The organism is uncultured Photobacterium sp. (genome assembly GCF_947502415.1).
In the GTDB taxonomy this organism is placed as follows: domain Bacteria; phylum Pseudomonadota; class Gammaproteobacteria; order Enterobacterales; family Vibrionaceae; genus Photobacterium.
Window position 1 is genome coordinate 443,568 of record NZ_CANMZV010000001.1, and the last position, 22,691, is coordinate 466,258.

The 22,691-nt window shown below is 42.6% G+C and carries 21 protein-coding genes and 1 riboswitch; of the genes, 7 read left to right on the forward strand and 14 right to left on the reverse strand.

Going from position 1 to position 22,691, the window contains the following annotated elements; all coding sequences use genetic code 11:
* Positions 1 to 3 precede the first annotated feature (3 nt).
* The 3 genes from pntA to Q0852_RS02020 all read right to left on the reverse strand — a co-directional run bounded on the left by pntA (position 4) and on the right by Q0852_RS02020 (position 2,688).
* Positions 4 to 1,560: a Re/Si-specific NAD(P)(+) transhydrogenase subunit alpha gene (gene pntA, locus Q0852_RS02010; protein ID WP_299013311.1), complete on the reverse strand. Its 1,557-nt coding sequence runs from the start codon at positions 1,558 to 1,560 to the stop codon at positions 4 to 6.
* A gap of 451 nt (positions 1,561 to 2,011) precedes the next feature.
* On the reverse strand, positions 2,012 to 2,290 hold the full coding sequence (locus Q0852_RS02015; RefSeq protein WP_299013312.1) for an HlyU family transcriptional regulator: 279 nt from the start codon (positions 2,288 to 2,290) through the stop codon (positions 2,012 to 2,014).
* A gap of 206 nt (positions 2,291 to 2,496) precedes the next feature.
* Positions 2,497 to 2,688, reverse strand: coding sequence for a hypothetical protein (locus tag Q0852_RS02020; RefSeq protein WP_299013313.1), 192 nt, complete (start codon positions 2,686 to 2,688; stop codon positions 2,497 to 2,499).
* A gap of 267 nt (positions 2,689 to 2,955) precedes the next feature.
* Between Q0852_RS02020 and Q0852_RS02025 the strand changes: the two genes are divergently transcribed.
* A complete protein-coding gene (locus Q0852_RS02025; RefSeq protein WP_299013314.1) occupies positions 2,956 to 3,882 on the forward strand; it encodes a hypothetical protein in 927 nt (308 codons plus the stop codon).
* A gap of 166 nt (positions 3,883 to 4,048) precedes the next feature.
* Positions 4,049 to 4,238, forward strand: a riboswitch (FMN riboswitch).
* Positions 4,239 to 4,416: 178 nt separating this feature from the next.
* On the forward strand, positions 4,417 to 5,094 hold the full coding sequence (ribB, locus tag Q0852_RS02030; protein WP_299013315.1) for a 3,4-dihydroxy-2-butanone-4-phosphate synthase: 678 nt from the start codon (positions 4,417 to 4,419) through the stop codon (positions 5,092 to 5,094).
* Between the two features lie 619 nt (positions 5,095 to 5,713).
* Here the strand turns inward: ribB and Q0852_RS02035 are convergent.
* Together Q0852_RS02035 and Q0852_RS02040 are read right to left on the reverse strand one after the other, a co-directional pair.
* Positions 5,714 to 7,471, reverse strand: coding sequence for a bifunctional UDP-sugar hydrolase/5'-nucleotidase (locus Q0852_RS02035; protein WP_299013316.1), 1,758 nt, complete (start codon positions 7,469 to 7,471; stop codon positions 5,714 to 5,716).
* Positions 7,472 to 7,861: 390 nt separating this feature from the next.
* On the reverse strand, positions 7,862 to 8,257 hold the full coding sequence (locus Q0852_RS02040) for a VOC family protein (RefSeq protein WP_299013317.1): 396 nt from the start codon (positions 8,255 to 8,257) through the stop codon (positions 7,862 to 7,864).
* 225 nt (positions 8,258 to 8,482) lie between these two features.
* Between Q0852_RS02040 and Q0852_RS02045 the strand changes: the two genes are divergently transcribed.
* The 5 genes from Q0852_RS02045 (at position 8,483) to Q0852_RS02065 (ending at position 14,043) form a co-directional block, all read left to right on the forward strand.
* Complete coding sequence (locus Q0852_RS02045; RefSeq protein WP_299013318.1) at positions 8,483 to 10,153, forward strand: ATP-dependent endonuclease; 1,671 nt, start codon at positions 8,483 to 8,485, stop codon at positions 10,151 to 10,153.
* A gap of 160 nt (positions 10,154 to 10,313) precedes the next feature.
* On the forward strand, positions 10,314 to 11,330 hold the full coding sequence (locus Q0852_RS02050) for a sensor domain-containing diguanylate cyclase (RefSeq protein ID WP_299013319.1): 1,017 nt from the start codon (positions 10,314 to 10,316) through the stop codon (positions 11,328 to 11,330).
* Between the two features lie 388 nt (positions 11,331 to 11,718).
* Positions 11,719 to 12,267: a diaminobutyrate acetyltransferase gene (gene ectA / locus Q0852_RS02055; RefSeq protein ID WP_299013320.1), complete on the forward strand. Its 549-nt coding sequence runs from the start codon at positions 11,719 to 11,721 to the stop codon at positions 12,265 to 12,267.
* Positions 12,267 to 13,562, forward strand: a complete 1,296-nt coding sequence (ectB, locus tag Q0852_RS02060; RefSeq protein WP_299013321.1) for a diaminobutyrate--2-oxoglutarate transaminase — start codon at positions 12,267 to 12,269, stop codon at positions 13,560 to 13,562. Before ectA ends, ectB begins: the two co-directional genes overlap by 1 nt.
* Before the next feature lie 58 nt (positions 13,563 to 13,620).
* Positions 13,621 to 14,043: an ectoine synthase gene (locus Q0852_RS02065; protein WP_299013323.1), complete on the forward strand. Its 423-nt coding sequence runs from the start codon at positions 13,621 to 13,623 to the stop codon at positions 14,041 to 14,043.
* Positions 14,044 to 14,087: 44 nt separating this feature from the next.
* On the opposite strand, the gene Q0852_RS02070 is transcribed toward Q0852_RS02065, so the two are convergent.
* The 9 genes from Q0852_RS02070 to Q0852_RS02110 form a co-directional block, all read right to left on the reverse strand.
* On the reverse strand, positions 14,088 to 14,627 hold the full coding sequence (locus Q0852_RS02070; protein ID WP_299013324.1) for a DUF3833 family protein: 540 nt from the start codon (positions 14,625 to 14,627) through the stop codon (positions 14,088 to 14,090).
* A gap of 30 nt (positions 14,628 to 14,657) precedes the next feature.
* On the reverse strand, positions 14,658 to 15,887 hold the full coding sequence (locus Q0852_RS02075) for a cyclopropane-fatty-acyl-phospholipid synthase family protein (RefSeq protein WP_299013325.1): 1,230 nt from the start codon (positions 15,885 to 15,887) through the stop codon (positions 14,658 to 14,660).
* 69 nt (positions 15,888 to 15,956) lie between these two features.
* Positions 15,957 to 16,724, reverse strand: a complete 768-nt coding sequence (locus Q0852_RS02080) for a DUF1365 domain-containing protein (protein ID WP_299013326.1) — start codon at positions 16,722 to 16,724, stop codon at positions 15,957 to 15,959.
* On the reverse strand, positions 16,717 to 18,069 hold the full coding sequence (locus tag Q0852_RS02085; RefSeq protein WP_299013327.1) for an NAD(P)/FAD-dependent oxidoreductase: 1,353 nt from the start codon (positions 18,067 to 18,069) through the stop codon (positions 16,717 to 16,719). Before Q0852_RS02085 ends, Q0852_RS02080 begins: the two co-directional genes overlap by 8 nt.
* On the reverse strand, positions 18,066 to 18,797 hold the full coding sequence (locus Q0852_RS02090; RefSeq protein ID WP_299013439.1) for an SDR family NAD(P)-dependent oxidoreductase: 732 nt from the start codon (positions 18,795 to 18,797) through the stop codon (positions 18,066 to 18,068). The genes Q0852_RS02085 and Q0852_RS02090 overlap by 4 nt, the downstream gene beginning before the upstream one ends.
* A gap of 2 nt (positions 18,798 to 18,799) precedes the next feature.
* Positions 18,800 to 19,231: a nuclear transport factor 2 family protein gene (locus tag Q0852_RS02095; RefSeq protein WP_299013328.1), complete on the reverse strand. Its 432-nt coding sequence runs from the start codon at positions 19,229 to 19,231 to the stop codon at positions 18,800 to 18,802.
* Between the two features lie 52 nt (positions 19,232 to 19,283).
* Positions 19,284 to 20,729 carry a deoxyribodipyrimidine photo-lyase gene (phrB, locus tag Q0852_RS02100; RefSeq protein ID WP_299013329.1) on the reverse strand — a complete coding sequence of 482 codons (1,446 nt, stop codon included), beginning with the start codon at positions 20,727 to 20,729 and terminating at the stop codon, positions 19,284 to 19,286.
* 9 nt (positions 20,730 to 20,738) lie between these two features.
* Positions 20,739 to 21,560: a MerR family transcriptional regulator gene (locus tag Q0852_RS02105; RefSeq protein WP_299013330.1), complete on the reverse strand. Its 822-nt coding sequence runs from the start codon at positions 21,558 to 21,560 to the stop codon at positions 20,739 to 20,741.
* Positions 21,550 to 22,497, reverse strand: a complete 948-nt coding sequence (locus tag Q0852_RS02110; protein ID WP_299013331.1) for a DUF1722 domain-containing protein — start codon at positions 22,495 to 22,497, stop codon at positions 21,550 to 21,552. Before Q0852_RS02110 ends, Q0852_RS02105 begins: the two co-directional genes overlap by 11 nt.
* Positions 22,498 to 22,691: the final 194 nt, after the last annotated feature.

A 22,691-nucleotide genomic window follows, 5' to 3' on the forward strand; every position in this document is an offset into this window, starting at 1 on the left:
TCCTTATTTATCTTTACGGAACATTTCAAGCATCCGTTTGGTAACAGTAAAGCCACCAAAGATGTTGATGCTTGCAATTAATACGGCGATAAATGACAAGAAGGTAACAACACCAATCCCGTGACCTATCTGTAGCAGTGCACCAACAATAATGATGCCCGAAATCGCATTGGTTACTGACATCAAAGGAGTATGCAATGCATGGGTAACGTTCCAGACAACGTAATATCCCACCACACAGGCCAGTACGAATACCGTAAAGTGAGAAAGGAATTCCGCCGGAGCGTAGTTAGCAACCCAGGCAAAAACAGCCGCACCTGCAGCCATAATGCCGTATTTCTTCATCGGAGAAGTTGGTTCCTCTTCGACAACGACAGGCTGTTCCACCTCTTTTGCAGGTTGTTGAACTTCAACAGACACCTTAATTGCTGGAGCTGGCCAAGTTACCTCGCCTTCTTTGATTACAGTCAGGCCGCGAAGCACTTCATCATCAAAGTCGATATCGATATTGCCGTCTTTCTCTTTACAAAGAAGTTTCAACAAGTTAACCAAGTTAGTACCGTATAGCTGCGAAGACTGAGTCGGCAAACGACCAACCATATCGGTATAACCGATAATCTTCACACCATTTTCAGTCGTAATAACTTTATCGGCTTCAGTGTATGCACAGTTACCGCCATTCGATGCAGCAAGGTCAACAATTACACTTCCCGCTTTCATTGAATCAACCATCTCTTTGGTGATCAATTTCGGGGCAGGACGACCAGGAATCAAAGCGGTTGTAATGATGATATCAACGTCTTTTGCCTGCTCTGCGTATAGACGCTCAGCAGCCTTATTGAATTCATCAGACATTTCTTTTGCGTAACCATCGCCCGTACTTGTGTCTTCCTTGAAATCAACTTCCAGGAATTCAGCACCCATTGATTCAACCTGCTCTTTAACTTCAGGTCGAACATCAAATGCTCGTACAATCGCACCCAGGCTACCAGCTGCACCGATTGCAGCCAGACCAGCAACACCCGCACCTGCAACAAGTACTTTAGCCGGCGGAACTTTACCTGCAGCAGTGATCTGGCCGGTAAAGAAACGACCAAATTCATGAGCCGATTCAACAACAGCACGATAACCAGCGATGTTTGCCATAGAACTCAAGGCATCAAGTGCCTGGGCTCTTGAAATGCGTGGCACTGAGTCCATCGCCATTACGTTAATATTCTTGCCCGACAATTTCTCTAGCAACTCAGGGTTCTGAGCTGGCCAGATGAAACAAACAAGGCTTGCGCCTTCTTTGATCAAGTCAAATTCATCAACACCGGTTCCGTCGTTCACCTGTGGAGCGTTAACTTTCAGAATAATATCTGACTGCCATACTTCCTCTGTTGTAACAACGCTCGCTCCCGCAGACTCATAGGCCGCATCGTCGAAGCTTGCATGAATACCAGCATTATGTTCAACAGCAACGCTGAACCCCATTTTTAAAAGCTGCTCAACCGTTTTAGGTGTTGCAGCGACTCGCGTTTCGTTAGCGAGTATCTCTTTTGGCACACCAATTTGCATTATTATTCCCTGAACATTGGCAAAGAAGTAACAATCTTGTATCCAACCCACAAAGTAAGATCAAGTACTTTGTGGGAATAAAACAAAATCATCTAACATCTACGCTGTAATTAACAACGGATGTTACCTTCTAACAGAAATAAAAGAACGTTTTTACCACCTGGACAGAGGTCAAACCTCGAATTAAATTAACAAAATACACACGATTAGTTGTAAATACGACCAATTCAATCGAGGAAAACCTTATATTGTCCAAAACGGATATCCTGAACACTCAGTACAACCGCTTAAAACACATCAAGAAGAGATATCGTAGTGAAATCAGTTTGGAATTCAGAAAACCCATCTATCCTTGATGAACTTTGCTTGTTAACTACTTCTCAGTAGTCCCACCTGCCTTAGAAAAACAAATATGCTAGCGGCAGGTGCCAGCATATTTCAGTTACTATTTTTAACGAAACATGCCATCGCCTGTCTGGTCGATGAACATCTTGGCTTTCTCAAGCATGAACGTTACCGCATCTTGCTTAGATGCCAATAAATCTGAGCGAATAAATGTATGGGTCTTTATCTCCCCGTCGACTTCCTTGCAGATTCGGCCTGCAATACGGAATTGACCACCTTCGGCAATAGGATCGGGGTAAATCAAATACCCTTCGTATTCTACTGGCTCAACTTCAGCCACTTTAGTTTCTTTGTTCAAGCCAAACAATTTCGATAAAAAACCCACTAAATTTATCTCCGAGGTGCATGCATTTACGACGTCATCATGCCATAGCCAAAAGGAAAATAATTAAACCTAGCTACAATTCTGAGGAAAAAACAATAAAAACAGCCCTATACCCCTATTGACCATTATAAATAAGGTTAATTCACGCATAAAAAAACGCTGGCAATTGCCAGCGTCTTCTTTATGTCCTGTGTTCAATATACTTGTTACCGATAGATACCAATGTCTTTTTGTAGGTGAACCGATAAGTCAGAAACATTGTATTGCTTTGGTGCTTTTGGCGAGCCCCAAAAGATATCCAATGCGTGTGCAATCAATCCTTTGATATTAACCGCATAGGCTTTTTTATCCATTGCGGCAGGAGTTGCGATGGTATTAAAATTTATTGCCTGTGCCATGACTGCCTCTCGTTTAGTCTTATTTTTGAACTGAGATAATTTTATCTGCTTAATTTTCCCTCAAAAAAATGACAATATTTAAACATCAGTATAAGTTTTCCTAATGCGTTAAAAGTTCGTTAAAACAAGTCGTTAATGAACACATAAACAATCATTATTAACGAGTGAATATCCGCCTGACTCTAAACTCAATGCGTATTTTTCCGAGCTTGCAATTCAACCCCAACGTACGCAACAATATCGCAACAAAAGTAAAGAGATAGATTTATGATCAGCCTCTTATCCAGATATTCTTCATTATTACTTATCGTTGCTGCTGCGATAGGTTTTGCATTTCCGGTATTATCAGCGACAGTCTTTCCTTCACTGCCCTATATTCTTTTTTTCCTAATGCTCTTTACCTTACTAGGTATGCCCCAGAGCCTATTGCTCAGCCAGATGGCAGAAATACAGATCTGGATCTATGCCATTTTTCATTCAACGTTACTTACTTTGCTAAGCTGCTTTATTGCTATAACAATGAACGCTAGTGATGACCTGATTTTAGCAATTGCCGCTATTTCTGCGACAGGCTCGCTATTTGCAACACCTGCGATAGCTCGCTCTGTGGGATTAGAACCATTAAAGGCAATGGCAATGACCATTGCCTCTACACTATTAATGCCTGTTGTACTCTACATTAATTTAATGATCTTTCAGGATGAGCAATTTTCTCTGGATATAACAAGTTACCTTCAGCGTCTAGTGATCTTTATCTTGGGCCCTATGCTGTTCTCAGCGATCTGCTACCGTTTAATTCCTTATCACCATTTACACCGGATACACGGAAAGCTATCGCAAGTAACCATCATTCTGGTTCTGGCTTTTCCATTTGGTCTTATCGGCCCTTTCCGGGAGGTTTTCGAACAATCTCTGACAGACGGCTTCTTTTACCTTGCAATTGGTGTCGCTATTTGTAGCTTTTACTTTTTTGCTGGTTATCTATGCTATAGATATTTGGGACTCGATCAGGGCTTACTCGTAGCAATTACTTCAGCTAATCGAAATGTTCTGCTGACTTACACCGTTGCCGGTAGTTACCTTGGTCCAGACTTCCTGGTACTAATGGGTGCTCTCCAACTGCCAACCTATTGCCTTCCTTTAATCATTAAAGGGCTATACCGATACACAGAAAAAGTGAGTACAGTAAAATAGGCTCAGGAATAAATTGTTCCCTTTAATCCAACTCAACAGGCATTGAATATCGACATGAACAGCCAATAATCGCTTAGAAAGCAACCGCCCTGTTCATAACTTCAAATTTACAATAAAAAATCAGCACTTTTCCTTGCGTCTACATGTTGATTTACCTAAGATTTCCAAGAATTCTCAGGGCGGGGTGAAATTCCCCACCGGCGGTAGTTCAATGCAGCAATATATCGCATTGAAAAGCCCGCGAGCGCTTAATGGTGATTTAAACTCTCTGTTAAGGTCAGCAGATCTGGTCCAGAGCTTAGAAATAGGCACGATTCCAGAGCCGACGGTTATAGTCCGGATGAAAGAGGATCAGTGGAGGCCATACGCCTCTTGCTTTTACACTACAGAAGCTATGTCATACCTGCGATCAGGTTATCGCCCGTAGGCATAATTATTTTACCGTGTATTACTGTAAAGCTATTTCAGCTAAGCTGAGACACTGTCATTTCACGCCCTGATTCTGGTATCTTTTTATTTGGAGTATTTATTACCATGAATCAGTCTCTACTATCCCCTTATGGTACGCCTTTCGAGCGTGTTGAAGCCGGCCTTGACGCTGTCCGTAACGGCCGTGGTGTTCTTGTTGTTGATGATGAAGATCGTGAAAATGAAGGCGATATCATTTTTGCAGCAGAAACACTTACCCCTGAACAAATGGCCATCATGATCCGTGAATGTTCAGGTATTGTTTGCCTTTGTTTGACCGAAGAACGTGTTCGTCAGCTTGAGCTACCAATGATGGTTGAGAAGAACACCAGTGCGAACCAAACAGGCTTTACAGTAACAATCGAAGCCTCCGAAGGTGTAACGACAGGCGTTTCTGCAGCTGATCGTGTTACCACAATCAAAGCCGCAATTGCAGACGGCGCCAAACCATCAGACTTGAACCGCCCAGGCCATGTTTTCCCGCTAAAAGCCAATCCTGAAGGTGTCCTTGCTCGCCGTGGTCATACTGAAGCAACTATCGATCTAATGCGCCTGTCGGGCATGAAACCTTATGGTGTGTTGTGTGAACTAACCAACCCAGATGGCACAATGGCTCGCCTACCTGAAGTTATTGAGTTCGGTAAGAAATTCGACATGCCAGTGCTGACAATTGAAGATCTTGCCGCTTACCGACTTGCAAATGAAGTTGCCAACACTGAAGAGCCAGAAGCCGCTTCAGCTTAAATAAAGCCTTGATCAAAAAAGCCGAGACTTATCTCGGCTTTTATACACAATTAAACAGCTCTGCGTACCAACGACAGGACACAATTAGTCTAAATATAAACATCAAATTATTACTTTGTTGAAAGTGTTTTATATGCTGACGCTTAAACACCTGCTGCAGGAATAAAGTAAATTAAAGCACTCCAAGCTGAAATCCAGCCTGTAACCATAGCAATATCTACCCAGTCTTTATTCATTGAAACCACCTCTACACAATAACCTTGCCTTTCAATAATACATATCGACAGTTTTAGAAAAACCTTTAAACTTTTCTTAATTTTTATTTATAACAAAATTGATAGACATATTACTGTTGAATACAAAATAAAATCAGAAAACAAAAGCGCCAACCAAATGACACTTAAATATTGCTGGTGATATATTTTTTGACGGAATAAAAATTTAAATATCTATAATCAGTTTTAAACAGCCTGGCTTATAACGAGCTTATTTAAAATGTTTATTAATATCAATCTATTCCCAGATCCCCCGGTTGAAGTGGCATAGCTAATTTGCCAGAATGTGCTCCTTACGAGTGAGTCTCATTCTGGCCCAATCCGTACTTCTGGTTAACCTTGTTTCAGGCTACAACCTGTTCACACCCACACGGGATATAGGATACTAATGCTTCGGAAGGCGCTTCTAAAGACTCCATCATCCTCGCATAACGTTCAAAGGCTTCTGCCATTGTTACATTCAACGCCTTTGGCTCGACAACACAATCAAGCAGTGCTCCGTAACCTTCTTTACCAGTCGCTGTATAGCCTGAAGAAATTGATGTATAGATCAAGTCATCCTCAACATCTACCCAGACACCGCTTTTACACGTTTGTAAGTTCTCAATTCTATTGCCCGGCTCTGAACAACAACGATAAGTAAACCTCAAGTGTGAGGTATAAGGGAAACTACCACTCCCGGTTCCTTCTACTCCATTATCTATCGCATTATTGATCGCACCTTCTAGCGCTTCGCGAACTCGTTTACCTTTGACCTGATATACCATTAATCCAATAGCAAACGGCAATAGCTTTCCGGCAATATCTGCCGAAGTCAGAGGGCCAGGATTGAGTGACGATCTCACACCACCAGCATTATGAATGGCAAAATCAATATCATGCCCAAGTTCACGCCCCTGCCATACAAAACTATCAACCACCAGCGGGGCTATCTGGCTTCCGCCACGATGATCTGGAATTCGGACATGTCGTAGTGGCTCGCTCGCTTCAGCAATATGCTGTGTCTGTAACTCACGTACTTTCGGGCGATATTCCGTGTTCAGTATGTTTTCGATAATCGGATCTTTAGCACAAAAGCGTACATTATCTTGGGCCTTAAGATACTGTTTTACAGCGTCATGACTATTATCATCCAGATGTTCGCTTCGGCTGGCATCAACCGTAAACTGACGACCAAGCAAAAGCTGATTAACACCAGTGGCTCGCTCCACCGTACCATCAGCATTGAAATCCAACTCAAGTTGGCCCAACGCAAGTGCATTACAGCCAGCCTGTACAACACAAGTTCCATTTACCATTGTTGCGTAGCTATCTGTGACGCCGTAACCCAAGTTGCTAAAGTCACCCTGCATCGTATGAGTGTGGCCTCCTATAATTGCACCAATCCCCTCGATCTGTGAAGCCAGCTCCAGATCTCGTTCATAACCGAGATGACTCAGTAATACAATCTTATTAATTCCCTGTTGATGAATCGCAGCAATGGTACTGTTAGCCACATCGACAACTTTAAGGAAATGCGTATCCGGATCCGGGTTAGCAATGCCAGCCATATTTTCAATAGCCAAGCCAAAGAGTGCCACTGGCTCTCCGTCTACCTCTTTAACAATGAAACGTCCATGCTCTAATTCACTATTAAACACATAGACATTCTCCTTGCCTCGTAATGGATTTGACTTACTTTGATCTTCCTCAGACAAGTCCCAGTTGGCTACTAACATTGGAAAATTTGCCTGATCCATAAAGTCAGCCACAATGTCATTGCCCATATCCAACTCGTGGTTACCAAGCGCCATCGCTTCTATACCAATTGCATTAAGCAATCTGGCATTCGCCAATCCCTTATATAAAGAGAAGAAAAGCGTTCCCTGAAAGCAGTCACCGGCATGAACAAACATAAATTCACGCCCTTTAAGGTGCGCCTGCCTTTTAACATCCTTAACCGCCGAAGACACACGCGAGAAACCTCCACAACTTGCGTAGACTGACGTTTCCGTATCAAGAACATCTTCAGGCAGCGATAGTGAAATTGAAGAGGGTTCAAAGTGTGAATGTGTGTCATTGATGTGTGCAAAAGTAATCTTCGCTGAGCGGTGGTGTGTCATATATGTTTGATGTTCCCTGGTAACGCGGTGTTCAGATGAATCAATTAAATATGATTCAGGTCACATACCTTATAGTTGATTGCTCTAGGTTAAACCCAAAATGTGACAGAAAACAACACCTAAAATTAATTTTCTATTCTTCAACTCGATTTTGTCTTGGTTAATTAGCAATAAAGCCTACAGGTGATGATCAATAATCGCAATGAAGAGGTTATATAGTTATTTAATACACAATCACGATAGATTTATGACAAGCATTCTCGTGTAAAAAAACGGATTATATATGGTTAGAGGTGTGCAGGTATCATTATAGGAGTTGGTGCATGCTTAATCATCGCCACCACCATTCAAACAACTCTCTGGTGATGGCAGGAATAAACAAGGTCTAAACTATTGGTAACGACCATGTCGTTGTAAAAATTCGATTTTGTAACCATCCGGGTCTTGAATAAAAAAGAACTTCGCCAACAACTGACCATTACGGAAGAATTCTTTGATCTCTGCAGGTTCATAACCCAGACCAAGCAGTTTCTCATGCTCAACTTCTAGGTTATCGACTGCTACAGCCAGATGACCATAACCAGAGCCGTGAGTATATGTTTCTTCCGTACCTTCATTCCATGTAAGCTCAAGCTCCATATCATTCTCGTCATTACGCAGATAGACAAGGCTAAAACCTTCAAAGTCCAGACGCTCCGCAATATCAAGATCCAGTGCTTCTTTATAAAATTTCAACGAGTTATCCAGTTCCAAAACCCGAACCATTGAATGAATAATCTTAGCCATCTGACATCTCCTGTAATTACATTTCTTTTCTTGCTAAGCAACTGAACATACCACTAATTGCCTTGCTATTTATGGTCACGGGACTATAGCAATCACAATTCCCGACCTCAACCTTTTCCACAGGAACCATTTTGTCATTAACTATCAATAGCTTCTTATTAATCTGTGATATCGGCATACCCATCCCGAATCAAGGTACTGTAATCTTATTACTAGAGGTGAGATATGCTGCTAAAAAGAATTGAAGTATCCGGTTTCAGAGGAATCAAACGATTATCACTAACATTCGATGAGCTAACCGTACTCATTGGTGAAAATGCATGGGGTAAATCATCATTACTTGATGCGCTTAGTATTGCCCTATCTCCTGATGCTTTATTCTACAATTTTAAATTCTCAGACTTCCATGTCGATTACGGTGCAGGCCATGAAAAAATGGCCCAGCTTCAAATCGTTCTCCACTGGAGTGAAGATTATCAGGGTGAATATAAAGCACGGCGATACAAAGCCTTTGAGCCTCTCTGGGTTACAGGAGAGAACGAGGTCAAAGAACTCTTTTACCAGATAAACAGTATTGTTAAAGACGACAAAATCATTACCCACCGCTCTTTTCTGGACAGCAGAGGGAAAATCATTGACTGCCCTGACACCGATAGAATAGCGAAACAATTAATGACCCTGCATCCAATCGTCCGTATCCGAGATGCCCGGCGCCTTCGAAACCACTATCAAAACGGCAATGGAAACGGTAAAAACGGAAATGGTCAGCATGAGCGAGATAACAGCGAGAGTGCCCGAATCCAACGCAGGCTTGATAATACATGCCAACGCCTACTGACGCGCCCAGGTCATGTCAGTTCTGATGAGATTAAAAGCAGTATCAATGCACTGCGAACCTTAGTTGATCACTACTTCGCATTTACACCCCACAATCGATCTGCCCAGTTTAACCGCGCTCATTTCCCTACTAGAGCACAATATGCAAAGAACCCGCTAGAGCAACTTACCCAGCCCCATATGACTAAACAAGGACGATTGATTCTAATGGGGTTACTCAATGCGTTTATCCGCGCTCGTGGCCCAATCGAACTGAAACGTATCTCCCGCCCGATAATGATCCTCGAGGATCCTGAAGGCCGATTACATCCAACCATTTTACATCAGGCATGGACGTTCATCACCAACATGCCAATGCAAAAAATCTTAACAACGAACAGTTCCGATCTTACATCTGTCGTTCCGTTACAAACCATCAAAAAATTAATCCGTGAGCCGGATCGTACCCATGTGTATAACATCAAGAACAGAACTCTCTCTCGGGATGAAGAGCGGCGTGTCGCCTTCCATGTCCGGCTTCACCGCCCCAATGCGCTATTTGCCCGTGCCTGGTTATTAGTTGAGGGGGAAACCGAAGTATGGTTATTCAATGAATTCGCGCGCATCTGCGGTTATAACCTCGCTGCCGAAGGTGTTCAGATTATTGAGTTTGCCCAGAGCGGGCTAAGGCCGCTGATCAAAGTAGCCAGAGGATTGGGTATCGAATGGCATCTGGTAGCCGACGGCGACCAGGCCGGTAAAAAATATGCCGATACAGTACGTAACCTATTAGGTAATGATGCCGAACGACACCGCCTCACGGTTCTTCCTAACCGTGATATTGAGCACTTCCTATTTAATCAGGGTTTCGAACCACTGTTCCGGCGACTGGCCAGGATCCCACATGACAGCCCCGTTGCACCTAAAAAGATTATTGCAAGGGCGCTTAAACGCCACGCTAAGCCAGATGTCGCGCTGGCTATTGTCGAATTCACCGATGAAGAAAACGTTGATGAAATTCCAGTGTTGCTGCGCTGGATCCTAAAACGAATTGTTGTTATGTCACGTGGGGTCAGTTAATAAAGTCAGATATCCTCATGGCGAATACCGAGTTCACATTTTCAAAATAAATATCTATCTAAAGCTGACTACTCTTTGTTGGTTACTTTTTATTCTATAAAATCAAGTTAAACAATAATTTAAAACACCTAATAATAACAAAGCCTGATAGGAATGCATTTTGATCAACCAACTTCTTCATGCGCACAGAGCTTTTAATAAAATCCTGCGTATGCTCGCGCTGGGACAAGGCAAGCAGGAAATGCTGGAGCAACTCATTCATGTGACGGAAAGGATATACAGTGACAGACAAACGTCAATCCTGTTATTAAATCATGATAGCAATACGCTGCATTGTGCTTGCGCGCCCAATTTGCCTGATATCTATAATCAAGCCATAGAAGGTGTCGCTATAGGGCCCAATATTGGCTCTTGTGGCGCAGCGGCTTATTCCAAGCGAAAAGTCATTACTGAAAATATCAATGAACATGACAACTGGATTGAATTTCGACAAATCGCACAACAAGCCAAGTTAATCTCCTGCTGGTCAGTTCCGATTCTGTCATCAAAAGATAAGGTACTGGGGACATTTGCGACTTATAGCCACTACCCTGCTTCTCCAACGCCTTTTGAACTGGAAGTATTGGAAATGGCTGCTTCTGTTTGTGCTGTTGCTTTAGAGAAGCACGAAATAGAGCAAGAGCTGCTTCAGTTCGCTAGCTACGACTTCTTGACGAATGTCTTCAATCGTCGGGCATTTTGCCAAAAGCTTCAGCAAGAACTCGATGACGTTATCAAAGAAGGTTTATTGGCGCTTTTCTATATCGACATTAATCAATTCAAAACCATCAATGACCAACATGGTCACCTCATTGGTGATCAAGTTTTAGTCGAAACTGCAAGCCGGCTAAGACAAATTGGCCGCGATTCAGATATTGTTGGCCGTATAGGTGGTGATGAATTTGTTCTGCTTGCCAGTTGTTCAAACCAAGATGAGTTTTCGGAGCTTTATCATCAATTACTGATAAATATTGGTGACAAACTATCAATTAAAGATATCCATTTTTCAGCTTCTATTGGCTATGTCGCGATAGACAGAAATGAAGCATTTTATTACGACATACAATCGCTGATCAGTGAAGCAGACAAAAACATGTACGAATGTAAGCAACAAATTAAACACTGTTTAACGCATTAGTTTGAGTGTACTCATGTGATTACCGAGGGAGACTGACTGTGTGATACGCAGAAAAACGCTCCCCCTTCAGGTGTGATCCAACCAGCCCACTTCTGTGTCAAATGCACTCGAAAGGAGCAGTCATTCCTTCACGCGTTTTCCTTGAGTTGAACTGGCTGGCATCACTCTGAATCCTGCATATTGAGGTAAGCTGGGTATAAACTCATTCATATCCTTCTTGCCATAACCATCCCTCAGAAACATTAAATTTTCATGGTTGGAACTTAACTGTTCTTTCGTCTGCTATATTTAGTGCTCGAAACAAAAAAACCATAATGAATATTAAGCACCAGGTCAAAGCGGCTTATATGCGCCCGCACCCAATATTTTCAATGGAGATAATACTTAGATGTCTAATCAATCTCTTATCTACCATCAGGAGTGTTCTGCGTCTTCATTACAAAATGTTGTACTAAGAGCACCTGAACTCAAAGATGGTATGGCTGTTTTCCGCTTAGTGGAACGTTGTCCGCCGCTAGACATAAATTCCAGCTACTGCAACTTACTTCAGTGCGGGCATTTCTCAGATACCTCGGTAACTGCGGATATGGATGGTGAATTAGTAGGGTTTATTTCCGGGTATGTGGTGCCAGAACGAACAAATACACTGTTTATCTGGCAAGTGGCTGTTGCCGAGCAAGCCAGAGGCCTCGGCCTGGCATCCCGCATGTTGGCACATATTCTAACTCGCCTAGCCAGTCAGAATATCAATTACTTAGAAACGACTATTACGCAAGACAATCAAGCATCCTGGGCCTTATTTAAAAGCATAGCAACGAAGTTATCAGCAGATTTCCAGTCATCAGCATGGCTGGACAGAGAAACTCACTTTGATGGATTACATCACTCGGAAATGCTTGTGCGCATCGGCCCTTTTAGAAAATTAAGAGAAATGTAATGAAAATCTTTGATGAAATCGAATCCGAAGTTCAGAGCTATGCCCGTTCTTTTCCTCGCATATTTAGTCGAGCGAAAGGTGAATTCATGTGGGATGAAGACGACAATCAATATCTGGACTTTCTAGCCGGAGCCGGAACCCTTAATTACGGCCACAACAATCCAATTTTCAAAGAAGTGCTGCTAAATTACATCGAAAACGATGGCATTACTCACAGCCTTGATATGCACACCAAGGCCAAGGGTGATTTTTTACAGACATTTAACGACAAAATTTTAAAGCCTCGTGGCATGGAGTATATTGTCCAATTCACTGGGCCAACGGGCACTAATGCCGTCGAGGCGGCAATGAAAATTGCCCGTAATGTGACAGGACAACAAAACATTGTGACCTTTACCAATGGATTCCACGGAGTAAGCCTTGGCTCACTGGCTGCAACGGGAAATTCACATCACCGTGATGCCGCAGGAGTAAGCTTAACCGGTACGCACCGTATGCCATACGATGGTTACTTGGGCGAAAACATTGATACGACCGAATATCTTGATAAGGTTTTATCTGATTCTAGCAGTGGTATCAATTCTCCAGCCGCTGTTATTGTCGAAACCGTCCAGGGTGAAGGTGGCATTAACGCAGCCAGTTTTGCATGGTTACGCAACCTTCAGACTATTTGCAAAAAGCACGGCATTTTATTGATTGTTGACGACATCCAAGCAGGTTGTGGCCGCACGGGCGATTATTTTAGTTTTGAAGAAGCTGGAATCGAGCCTGATATCATCACCTTATCTAAATCTTTGGGTGGTTACGGCTTACCGTTTGCTGTTGTGTTGATGAAACCAGAATTAGATCAGTGGAAACCAGGAGAGCATAACGGCACCTTTAGAGGTAATAATCTGGCATTTGTTACCGCTAAAACGGCCATCGAGCATTATTGGTCTAATAATACCTTTTCAAAAGAGATCAAACGTAAGGGCCAATATATCTCAAATCGTCTAAAAGACATTGTAAGCAAGTATGGTAGAGGCAACTTTACAACTAAAGGACGCGGAATGTTTCAAGGCATAAATTGTGTCAATGGAGACATTGCGGGGAAAATCACAAGTTGCGCGTTTAAAAAAGGGCTCATTATTGAAACCAGTGGTGCCGAAGATCAAGTTGTGAAGTTCTTGTGCCCCTTAATTATCTCTGATGACAACCTAAAAAATGGAATTGATATTGTGGAATCAGCGATTAAAGAGGTATGTGCAAAAGAGACACAAATTCCAGAAGAAAAAAACTATTTCAATAAAAGTTAACTTTAACAGGCACCCCATATTCATTGTGACCAAGAAAATCTAAGAATAAGGCAATCATATGATCATACGAAATTTATCTGATGCAAACCAATCTAAGCGAAGAGTTATTTCACCTGATGGAAACTGGGAAAGTACTCGCCTGTTATTGAAAGAAGATAAAATGGGATTTTCTTTTCACATTACCACAATTTATGAAGGGGCTGATTTCCAAATGCATTACAAGAATCATTTGGAATCTGTCTATTGTATATCTGGTGAAGGTGAAGTGGAAAATTTGGATGACGGCATGAAACATCCGATTGAACCAGGCACAATTTATATTTTGGATAAAAATGACAAACACGTTTTACGCGCGTTTAAAGAAATGAAAATGGCTTGTGTGTTTAACCCACCTCTGAATGGAAAAGAAGTGCACAATGCCGAAGGTGCTTATGAATTGGAAGCAAAAACAATTACGGATTTAAATCAATATTATGAATAATATCTACCAACAAGCTAATTCGTTCATTGATGCTCCCAATTCCTTTAATCATGAGGAACATTAAATACCCTTTTATCATCCTGCCGAAACATCCTGTCATCAAAGCTAATATCATAGCTAGTGCTACCAACCGGAACCCGCAACACATACTGCCAATTCAGAGCGTTGCCAGTAACATGGCCGGTTGCTTCACCGATAACATCCTCAGCTCGCCCGACATAATACCCATCCATATTTTTAGTAATAACCCAGGTCCGGTGTTGCTTCATGAAATAGGGAGAGTAAAACGCTATTACCTGCCGTATTACCCAAACAAATGAGCCGAAGCCAAGCCATAACAACGCCAACCAAACAGGGAAAAATGACTGTGTGAAATGAAACACCCCCAGCTTGTTTAACATCAAATCCATCAGGATACCGGCTCCGCCAAGAAGTAGTGAAAACCGCCAGGTGTCGCTGTAATACCACCAACACATCAGTAGCAAAGTGACCAACAACCAAATAAACTGGCTTTGGCCTACCACGGATACCAGCCAGTACATATTAAATAACACGCCTACAATTAATAGCTCACGTAAAGGCATACCATACCTCCGCTATCTTCTGTGTCTACACTAATCGGTTCTGCTGGCAACCAGCTGTACCGTACTGATCCGGCGCTCTAAAAAACCACCTTCACAGTAACTAAAGTAAAAGCGCCACATTCGAATAAATCGCTCATCAAACCCTTGTTTATTCAGAGTGTCGATACTGGCATTAAACTTCTGATGCCAATCAGACAAGGTTTTTGCGTAATCAAAACCCATATCTTTAATATCTCTGATGACGAAATCCGTGTGCATGGTCAATTGATTGGCCAACATTGTAATTGAGGGTAAAAAACCACCTGGGAAAATATGTTTCTGGATGAAATCAACACCCTTGCTGTAACTCTCGTAACGCTGATCTGCTATCGTAATAGCCTGTATTGCCAGCTTACCCTGCGGTTTCAACAAAGACTGGCACTTTTTGATGTAGGTAGTCAGGTATTCCTTACCGACCGCCTCAACCATTTCCACCGAAACAATCTTGTCATATTGACCTGTTAAGTCCCTGTAATCTTGCTTAAGCAAAATGATCTTGCCGGTAAGCCCTTCCTGCTCAATTCGCGATTTCGCCCAATCGTACTGCGCATCAGAGATGGTTGTCGTTGTCACCATGCAGCCATAATGTTTAGCCGCATGAATCGCTAATGCCCCCCAACCTGTACCAATCTCAAGTAAATGTTCAGAACTACACAACTTTAGCTGACGGCATAATCTGTCCATCTTATTAATTTGTGCCTGAAAAAGACTTTCGTGATTCTCATCATAGATGGCCGCAGAATAAAGCATGTTCGGGTCTAAAAAGGTACGGTAGAAATCATTGCCGAGATCATAATGCGCCAAAATATTTTGCTTCACCACGGCTTTACTGTTTCTCCTTCTTCGATGCAGCCATTTATATTGCATTGCTGTCAGCCAGCTCATTTTCTCTTCCAGGCGATCAAGCAGCGTCAGGTTCCTGGCTATCACCCTAACCACCTCAGTTATATCCGGCGAATCCCACCACCCGTCGATGTATGCTTCTCCGGCTGCAATGCTCCCACCTTTCAGCACTCGTTTGTAGAAGGCCGGATTGTTCACAATAATATACGCCTGCTGATTTGCATGAGCGTCACCAAACTGAAAAGAATCACCATGGTGATCTATGAGTGTCAAGCCTACTCCTTTAAGCTGTTTAAGCACCCGAAAAACGGCTCGCCGTGCAAGGAAATCCGTACCTCTTACCGACAATTCAAATCGACTAACTTCACTCTTCAACATATTTACACCCTCAATTCATTCTTCCGTATTTGGTTTTGACGGTACATTCTTTTTGTATCAACTTCGCCATCAGCTTGCAGGGTGGCTGTAAAAAGGTACTTTCTTGAACCACAAACGCAGAGCTTGCCAATAAATCCCGATAACGACTTTTGCCGTCTGTACCGGTGTTCTGGCAATAAGCAACCAAAATTCCTTACTGGTGAAAGGCCGACGCTTCATAACCAGCGTGGCATCAAGTACTTTCTGGTTATCGTCGCTGGAATGGATATCAAGATGGATCAATAACTGGCTTGCAGGATCCTTAAGACGCCAATAGTAGTTTTGACTCATCGGATTAAATGGCGATACATGAAACGCCTTCTTCTCTAACCAGGTATCTTTCTGCCAGCGCATCTTTGCTGGCAACGCATAGTAATGACGCTCATTCCAGGGTGTATTACTAACCTCAGCCAGAACCCAGCGCCAATTATCATGTTGGTCATAAAGGTAATACAGATTCAGCGGACTGAAATAGAGCCCGGCATAACGAAGTTGGCAAAGAAGCATGACCCTTCCATCCACTCGCTCTCCTGTCAGCTCCTCAACTTTATCAACCACAGCCTGCTTCAGTGCTCCTGCAGCACTTGGAAATGCATTAGTGTTATGATCGTTAAGATAATCTTCCGCTCGAAACCGGGCAAAATTAAGCAGATTTTGCCCGAAGCCCACGACAGATGCCTGTAACTCTTCCAATTCATCAAGATCAATCAAAGGCATAAACATCGGATAACTAAAACTATGCCTGACAGGTGTAAAACGGCGATGCCGTACACTGCCTACAAAAAGTGCACTATTCATATTGCTGCTCCCGATAAGCTGTATGCAATTCCTGTTGCTCGCTCTTAGCATCTGCCGAAATCGCTCCGATTATAGTCGTTTTGTCACTAACATTGACGATTGCATCAACAACATCCAAAGCACTACGAACCCCATCTTCATGAAAACCGTTATACCAATAAGCACCGCAGAACCAGGTATTACGACAACCGTTAATCTCCGAACGGGCCTGTTGCGCCAACATACTTTCGGTAGTAAATACCGGATGGGCATAGACAAAGCGCTCTAGGATCGCTTCTTCGGCAATGGCTTCGGTCTGATTTAACGTTACACAAAAGGTTTCTGGTGCGTTTATCCCCTGCAAAATATTCATGTTATAAGTCAGCGAAGCTAGCTTGTTATCTCGATGCTGACCATTATCTATTTCAGGACCAAGATGGTAATTCCAGGCAGCCCAGGCAGAGCGAGACTGCGGCAACAGATTGGTATCGGTATGAAGCACAACTTCATTATCCTGATATGCCATCGCCCCCAAAATTCGCTGTTCATCGGCTGTGGCATCGCCCAGCATTGCTAATGCCTGATCGCTATGGCTGGCAAAGATGACATGGTCAAAAGTATCAATACCCTGAGCCGTCACCACGGTAACCTTTCGGTTCCTGCGAAGCACACTTATTACAGGGTGATTGAGCCGGATATTGTCAGCAAACGGTCTAACAAGACGTTTGACATACTCTCTTGAGCCTCCGGGTATGACATACCATTGAGGACGATTGATCACTTCCAGCAGGCCGTGGTTTCGGAAAAAGCGAATAAAGAAAGCCAGAGGAAAAGATCGCATATCCGACAGTGTTGATGACCAAATAGCCGCGCCCATCGGTAATATATAGTTTTCGGCAAAGTAATCACTAAAAGCGTAGTGCTGCAGAAATTGTCCCAGAGTACGGCTACTCTCTCCGGCTAAATCTACTTTCCTTGCCAACTTATTAAAGCGAAGTATTTCGAGAATAAAATTATAAAAGCGCGGATTTAGCAGGTTACGTTTCTGAGCAAACATCGACGCTAAACTATTACCGTTATACTCAAGCCCGCTGTTATCATTGTGAACGCTGAAGCTCATTTCTGTAGGCTGGCCAACAATACCGATTTCGCCCAATAAGTTCTCGAAGTTAGGATAAGTGCGGTCATTAAAGACAATAAAACCAGTATCAATTGCATATTTACCGCTGGTAACTTCAACATCAATTGTTGCAGTGTGCCCACCTATATAATCATTGGCTTCAAAAACTGTAATATCGTGGTTCTGATGTAGGTGCCACGCACAAGTTAAACCTGAAATTCCGGATCCGATAATGGCAATTTTCATTGTTTCCTCCTTGTCATACGTTTTATGGCAGCCAACTGCATACCGGTAGGTAACAGAGATATGAACTTGAGCAATAAACTAAACTTAACCGGAAAGTGAATTTCGGCTTTACCCTCAGCAATGCCTTGACGGATTTTTTTTGAGGCATACTGAGTTGATACCAGCATAGGCATTGCAAAGTCGTTTTTGTCGGTAAGTGGTGTTTTGACAAATCCGGGGCTTACCAAGGTGACTTTCACCTTTTGAGGCGCTAGATCAATCGCTAATGAATTAGCAATATAGGCAACCGCTGCTTTCGATGCGCCATATGCCTCTGCCCGTGGCAAAGGAACATAGGCAGCTGTAGAGCCGACAATAACCAGGTGCGTTGATTTACCAAAATGAGATTGCAATGCCTGAATACAATTAAGTATCCCGAAAACGTTGACATCAAAAATGCGCTTAAATAAATCAACATCTACCTGACCATGTTCAATATATTCACAGGTACCGGCATTGAGGATAATTAAGCCTGGAATAGGATTTATACCAGAGAAAGCCTGGGTAACTTGATTTATCTCAGTGATATTGCATTGAATTGGCTGAATATTTTGATTGGCTTCGCTTAGGCGATTTAACCGTTCTTCAGACTGGCCACAGGCAAATACCAATCTCCCCTCCGCAGCATAATCCTTTGCCAACTGCTCACCAATTCCGGAGCTTGCTCCAGTTATTAATACGCTATCCATAATCATAAGCTCTCTTTTAAACGGCGAATCAATCCACCTAGAACAGGGATCCCTTCATAGAGCATTTCTCCCATATCGAAATAATCCCGGTGGTAAATCACCAAATCATCCTTGAATTTAATGCAAGAGCAGCCCTTTACTGCACGAGACTTACCACCTGCTAAACGCGGATGGCGAAAAGTCATCGTCCATTGAATAAAAGCTATATTTTGTTCAGAACTTGTTTCATGTATTTCGAACTGACAATCTATTACCGACTTTAAAAGACGTTCAAAATAATCATTAAGATTTTGCCAGCCAACAACCTTGTGCGCAGGGTCTTCAAAAATAATATCCTGATGATATAAAGCTTTGAGTTCAGCCAAATTGTGTTTTGTAAGTTGACTGTAGACTTCTGAAAATTTGTCTGTCAAATAACCTGACTTTTCTGCCATATATCCCCCTGATGTACTTAGGTGTTTTTTAATCCGAGTCAGAATAAAAAAACTACGAATGTTTAAAATATTCTTTAGCCTGTTTGAACGCTTCGATGGCACGAATACGCGCTCTTTTATGGTCAACAATAGGTTGCGGATAATTCAAATTAACCGCGCCAGACCATAAATGCGGCTGATGGATATATTTATCCGGCACATCTTTTAATTCATTTACCCAAGTACGAATAAACTGACCATCAGGATCAAAACGCTCCCCTTGTGTTGTCGGATTAAATACCCTGAAATACGGTTGTGCGTCCGTACCAGTGGAAGCCGCCCACTGCCATCCACCATTATTGGCAGCTAAGTCGCCATCTATCAGTTGCGACATAAACCATTGTTCCCCCTCTTGCCAATGAATAAGCAGGTCCTTAGTTAAAAAACTTGCCGTTATCATCCGCAGACGGTTGTGCATCCAACCCGTTTCTTTTAGCTGTCGCATTGCTGCATCGACAATAGGGAAACCAGTTCTTCCTTGCTGCCAGGCAAGTAAATGAGACTCTGATTGACGCCACTGAACATAGCGGGTCCATGGTTGAAATGGCTGCTCTCTGCTCAGTTGAGGCCAGGCAACCATCAAATGACGGTAAAATTCACGCCATATGATTTCGTTTAGCCAACAAAACGCACCACTTTCCAGCTGTTCTGTAGATTCAGGGTAAACTTCCAGCAAGGCAGTAACACATTGGCGAGGTGACAATGCACCTATTGCTAGAAAAGGCGATAAACAGCTGGTTCCATCAACAGCAGGAAAGTCCCTTCGCAGGTGGTAGCAAGCCACCTTATCCCGACAAAACATCCGTAATCGCTGACGAATAGCTTCTTCATCTACCGGCCATTGCAAACTGTCTTTTCGCGGATAAGTCAGCTCAATCTTTTGTTCAGAAAAAAGCGATGATATTTGGCTCGTACTCTTAAACGGAGTTGGCATTCCCTGAACCTGCGGCCTTTCACGTCGGAAAATCTTAAGCCACTCTTTTCGAAAAGGTGTAAACACTTTAAAGGTATCACCTTTCTGTGTAAGCACTCTGCCAGGAGAAATAACGCAAGCATCATCAAATACGCTAAATTTAATATTCTGTCGGCTTAACAGGCTTCCTAAGAGTTCATCTCGCTGATGCTCATTCCATTCATATTGTTTATTGCAATAAACATGGCCAACGTGATGCTTAATTGCCAACTGGTTTATGGTTTGAGCAGCCTTAGTAAAGTCGGCAACTTCTTCTATCAATAACGGAATTCCTAACTTAGCTAGCTGAGCTCTAATGACACCAAGCCGTCGTTGAATAAAATTCACCTGGATGGGTGATACATTATGTTCATGCCACTGCATCGGCGTCGAAATAAAGACAGCTATAACCTGCTCGCTTCTATGGCAAGCTTCCACCAACGCCGTGTTATCAACAACACGAAGGTCGGCGCGAAAACAAACTAACCCAGTTTGATGTGGTGCCATCGTTATCTCCTAAAGGTTATAACTGCCCTTAAAGTCTGCATGGATTTCGGTAATATCACCGTCAAATTCACATTCACAATTTAGGCTTCTGGCTAAAACCTCTAACTGAGTCAAATTTGCGGCAACTATATTGTGATCACCAAAAACAACAACTTTGTCTGTTTTCTGCTTCGCTATTGCCGCGATCAATGCCGACAGCTTACCTTCAAGAACAGGCATAACAGTGACACCGTAACCCTTATTGGTAAGTATCCATGCCTTTAGCCATAACCGATAATTTGTTTGTTGTTCAAAGCTCAGCAAAAAACACAGCTTGGTCGCCTGTTTTCTCATCTGAGAAATTATGGCAATACACCTTTCCGTAATCACTGACTGCCAAAGTGAATGCTGAATATTCGCTATCGGGTTTTCAGGATTATTTACTTCTTTTTCAACTGCATTCACCACTTGATCAATAAACACATCCACCGGATACTCTTTCATTATTTGAATTAGCTGCTGATCAAGCTTGCTACGATTACAGTCTGCTAATGCAGCCATAAGCAAGGCTACTGTCTTTTGATTCTCCGATGCTTGATTATCTATCTCACTAGCCAGCAGTGAACCATCAATAAGCGGCCGCACTTTGCCAATTGCAACACCTTTCTCTAACCATGAAAGGATCTTTCGGATTTTTTCAATATCATTATCTGAATATAAACGATGGCCTTTTTCTGTCCGTTTCGGATTTAAAAGCCCGTACCGCCGCTGCCAGGCTCTTAATGTAACGGCATTCACACCGGTCATCTCTGATACATCTTTAATCGGGTAATACTGTACTTCACAACCCATAACGCAATTTCAACTCCTGAGGATATGGTTCTAAAAATGTTTGTAACTGCAGGTATGGATCCGGATATTCACTTAAGTAATGCTTTATTAATGCCAAGGGTGCCAAGATTGGTTGATGGCCTTCTCGATAACTGTTGATTAAATCAGACAGTTCCTGCTTCTGGCTTTTAGTCAACGAACGCTTGAAATACCCCTGCAAATGCATCAGGACATTCGTTTTATTGTTACGACTTGCCCTGATTTTGATCGCATCCATCAATTGCTGACGGTACTCAAAATAAAACTCATCTAAATCCCAGTCTTTAATTAAGGCAACTAACCGTCCCATTTCCTTATATGCTATTGGACTATGCGCCATAAGAACCAGCTTGTAACGTGAATGGAATCGTATAAATGCGCCCGGGCTTCTGTCATCTTGCAAAGACTTATAGAAATCATTCAGTGTAAAAATACGAAAAACAAAGTTTTCCCTCAGCACAGGATCTTGCAGTCGACCATCTTCTTCTACAGGTAACCAGGGCATCTTCGCCATCAGCTCACGAGTATAAATACCAACACTGCCGCAACGTACCGTATTACCATTGGTAATATGAAGCTTGACCCTTTCCATCCCACAAGTAGGTGATTTGGCACACACCACATAACCGCACAATGCATCAAAATTCGAAACTTGCCGTTGAGCAAAATCTTTCATTTTCGCCGTATAGTCTGTTTCATGCTCTTTACTATCGACTAAGCGCTCATCACCACTTGGCAGTTGCAAAAGGCGAATTGCTGGACGAGGAATAGTCATACCAATTCCGATTTCAGGGCAAACTGGCTTGAATTCAACATAGTTAGACAGCTCATCAACAACAAAACGGTTTTGCTTATGCCCACCGTCAAAACGAACTTTATGACCAAGTACGCAAGCACTGATCCCAACAGGAATAGACATTTCGCACCACCTTGTACAAAACAATAATCTTGTACAACTAAAGTTAGTATATACACTACAGTTGTACAAAAAATATTTTTGTACAACTGTATTTCTTATTGCTCGTCAATTAGTAGCTAGTAGCATTGCTCACTCTCAATACTTGAACTCACCATCGATACAACGCAAAAATTGATCCAAAATATCAATAACAA

What these genes read in the sequence shown, in the direction of transcription:
- pntA (WP_299013311.1), bottom strand. Translation starts at nt 1,560, where the DNA reads ATGCAAATTGGTGTGCCAAAAGAGATACTCGCTAACGAAACGCGAGTC.
- Q0852_RS02020 (WP_299013313.1), bottom strand. Translation starts at nt 2,688, where the DNA reads ATGGCACAGGCAATAAATTTTAATACCATCGCAACTCCTGCCGCAATG.
- Q0852_RS02025 (WP_299013314.1), top strand. Translation starts at nt 2,956, where the DNA reads ATGATCAGCCTCTTATCCAGATATTCTTCATTATTACTTATCGTTGCT.
- ribB (WP_299013315.1), top strand. Translation starts at nt 4,417, where the DNA reads ATGAATCAGTCTCTACTATCCCCTTATGGTACGCCTTTCGAGCGTGTT.
- Q0852_RS02035 (WP_299013316.1), bottom strand. Translation starts at nt 7,471, where the DNA reads ATGACACACCACCGCTCAGCGAAGATTACTTTTGCACACATCAATGAC.
- Q0852_RS02040 (WP_299013317.1), bottom strand. Translation starts at nt 8,257, where the DNA reads ATGGCTAAGATTATTCATTCAATGGTTCGGGTTTTGGAACTGGATAAC.
- Q0852_RS02045 (WP_299013318.1), top strand. Translation starts at nt 8,483, where the DNA reads ATGCTGCTAAAAAGAATTGAAGTATCCGGTTTCAGAGGAATCAAACGA.
- ectA (WP_299013320.1), top strand. Translation starts at nt 11,719, where the DNA reads ATGTCTAATCAATCTCTTATCTACCATCAGGAGTGTTCTGCGTCTTCA.
- ectB (WP_299013321.1), top strand. Translation starts at nt 12,267, where the DNA reads ATGAAAATCTTTGATGAAATCGAATCCGAAGTTCAGAGCTATGCCCGT.
- Q0852_RS02065 (WP_299013323.1), top strand. Translation starts at nt 13,621, where the DNA reads ATGATCATACGAAATTTATCTGATGCAAACCAATCTAAGCGAAGAGTT.
- Q0852_RS02070 (WP_299013324.1), bottom strand. Translation starts at nt 14,627, where the DNA reads ATGCCTTTACGTGAGCTATTAATTGTAGGCGTGTTATTTAATATGTAC.
- Q0852_RS02075 (WP_299013325.1), bottom strand. Translation starts at nt 15,887, where the DNA reads ATGTTGAAGAGTGAAGTTAGTCGATTTGAATTGTCGGTAAGAGGTACG.
- Q0852_RS02080 (WP_299013326.1), bottom strand. Translation starts at nt 16,724, where the DNA reads ATGAATAGTGCACTTTTTGTAGGCAGTGTACGGCATCGCCGTTTTACA.
- Q0852_RS02085 (WP_299013327.1), bottom strand. Translation starts at nt 18,069, where the DNA reads ATGAAAATTGCCATTATCGGATCCGGAATTTCAGGTTTAACTTGTGCG.
- Q0852_RS02090 (WP_299013439.1), bottom strand. Translation starts at nt 18,797, where the DNA reads ATGGATAGCGTATTAATAACTGGAGCAAGCTCCGGAATTGGTGAGCAG.
- Q0852_RS02095 (WP_299013328.1), bottom strand. Translation starts at nt 19,231, where the DNA reads ATGGCAGAAAAGTCAGGTTATTTGACAGACAAATTTTCAGAAGTCTAC.
- phrB (WP_299013329.1), bottom strand. Translation starts at nt 20,729, where the DNA reads ATGGCACCACATCAAACTGGGTTAGTTTGTTTTCGCGCCGACCTTCGT.
- Q0852_RS02105 (WP_299013330.1), bottom strand. Translation starts at nt 21,560, where the DNA reads ATGGGTTGTGAAGTACAGTATTACCCGATTAAAGATGTATCAGAGATG.
- Q0852_RS02110 (WP_299013331.1), bottom strand. Translation starts at nt 22,497, where the DNA reads ATGTCTATTCCTGTTGGGATCAGTGCTTGCGTACTTGGTCATAAAGTT.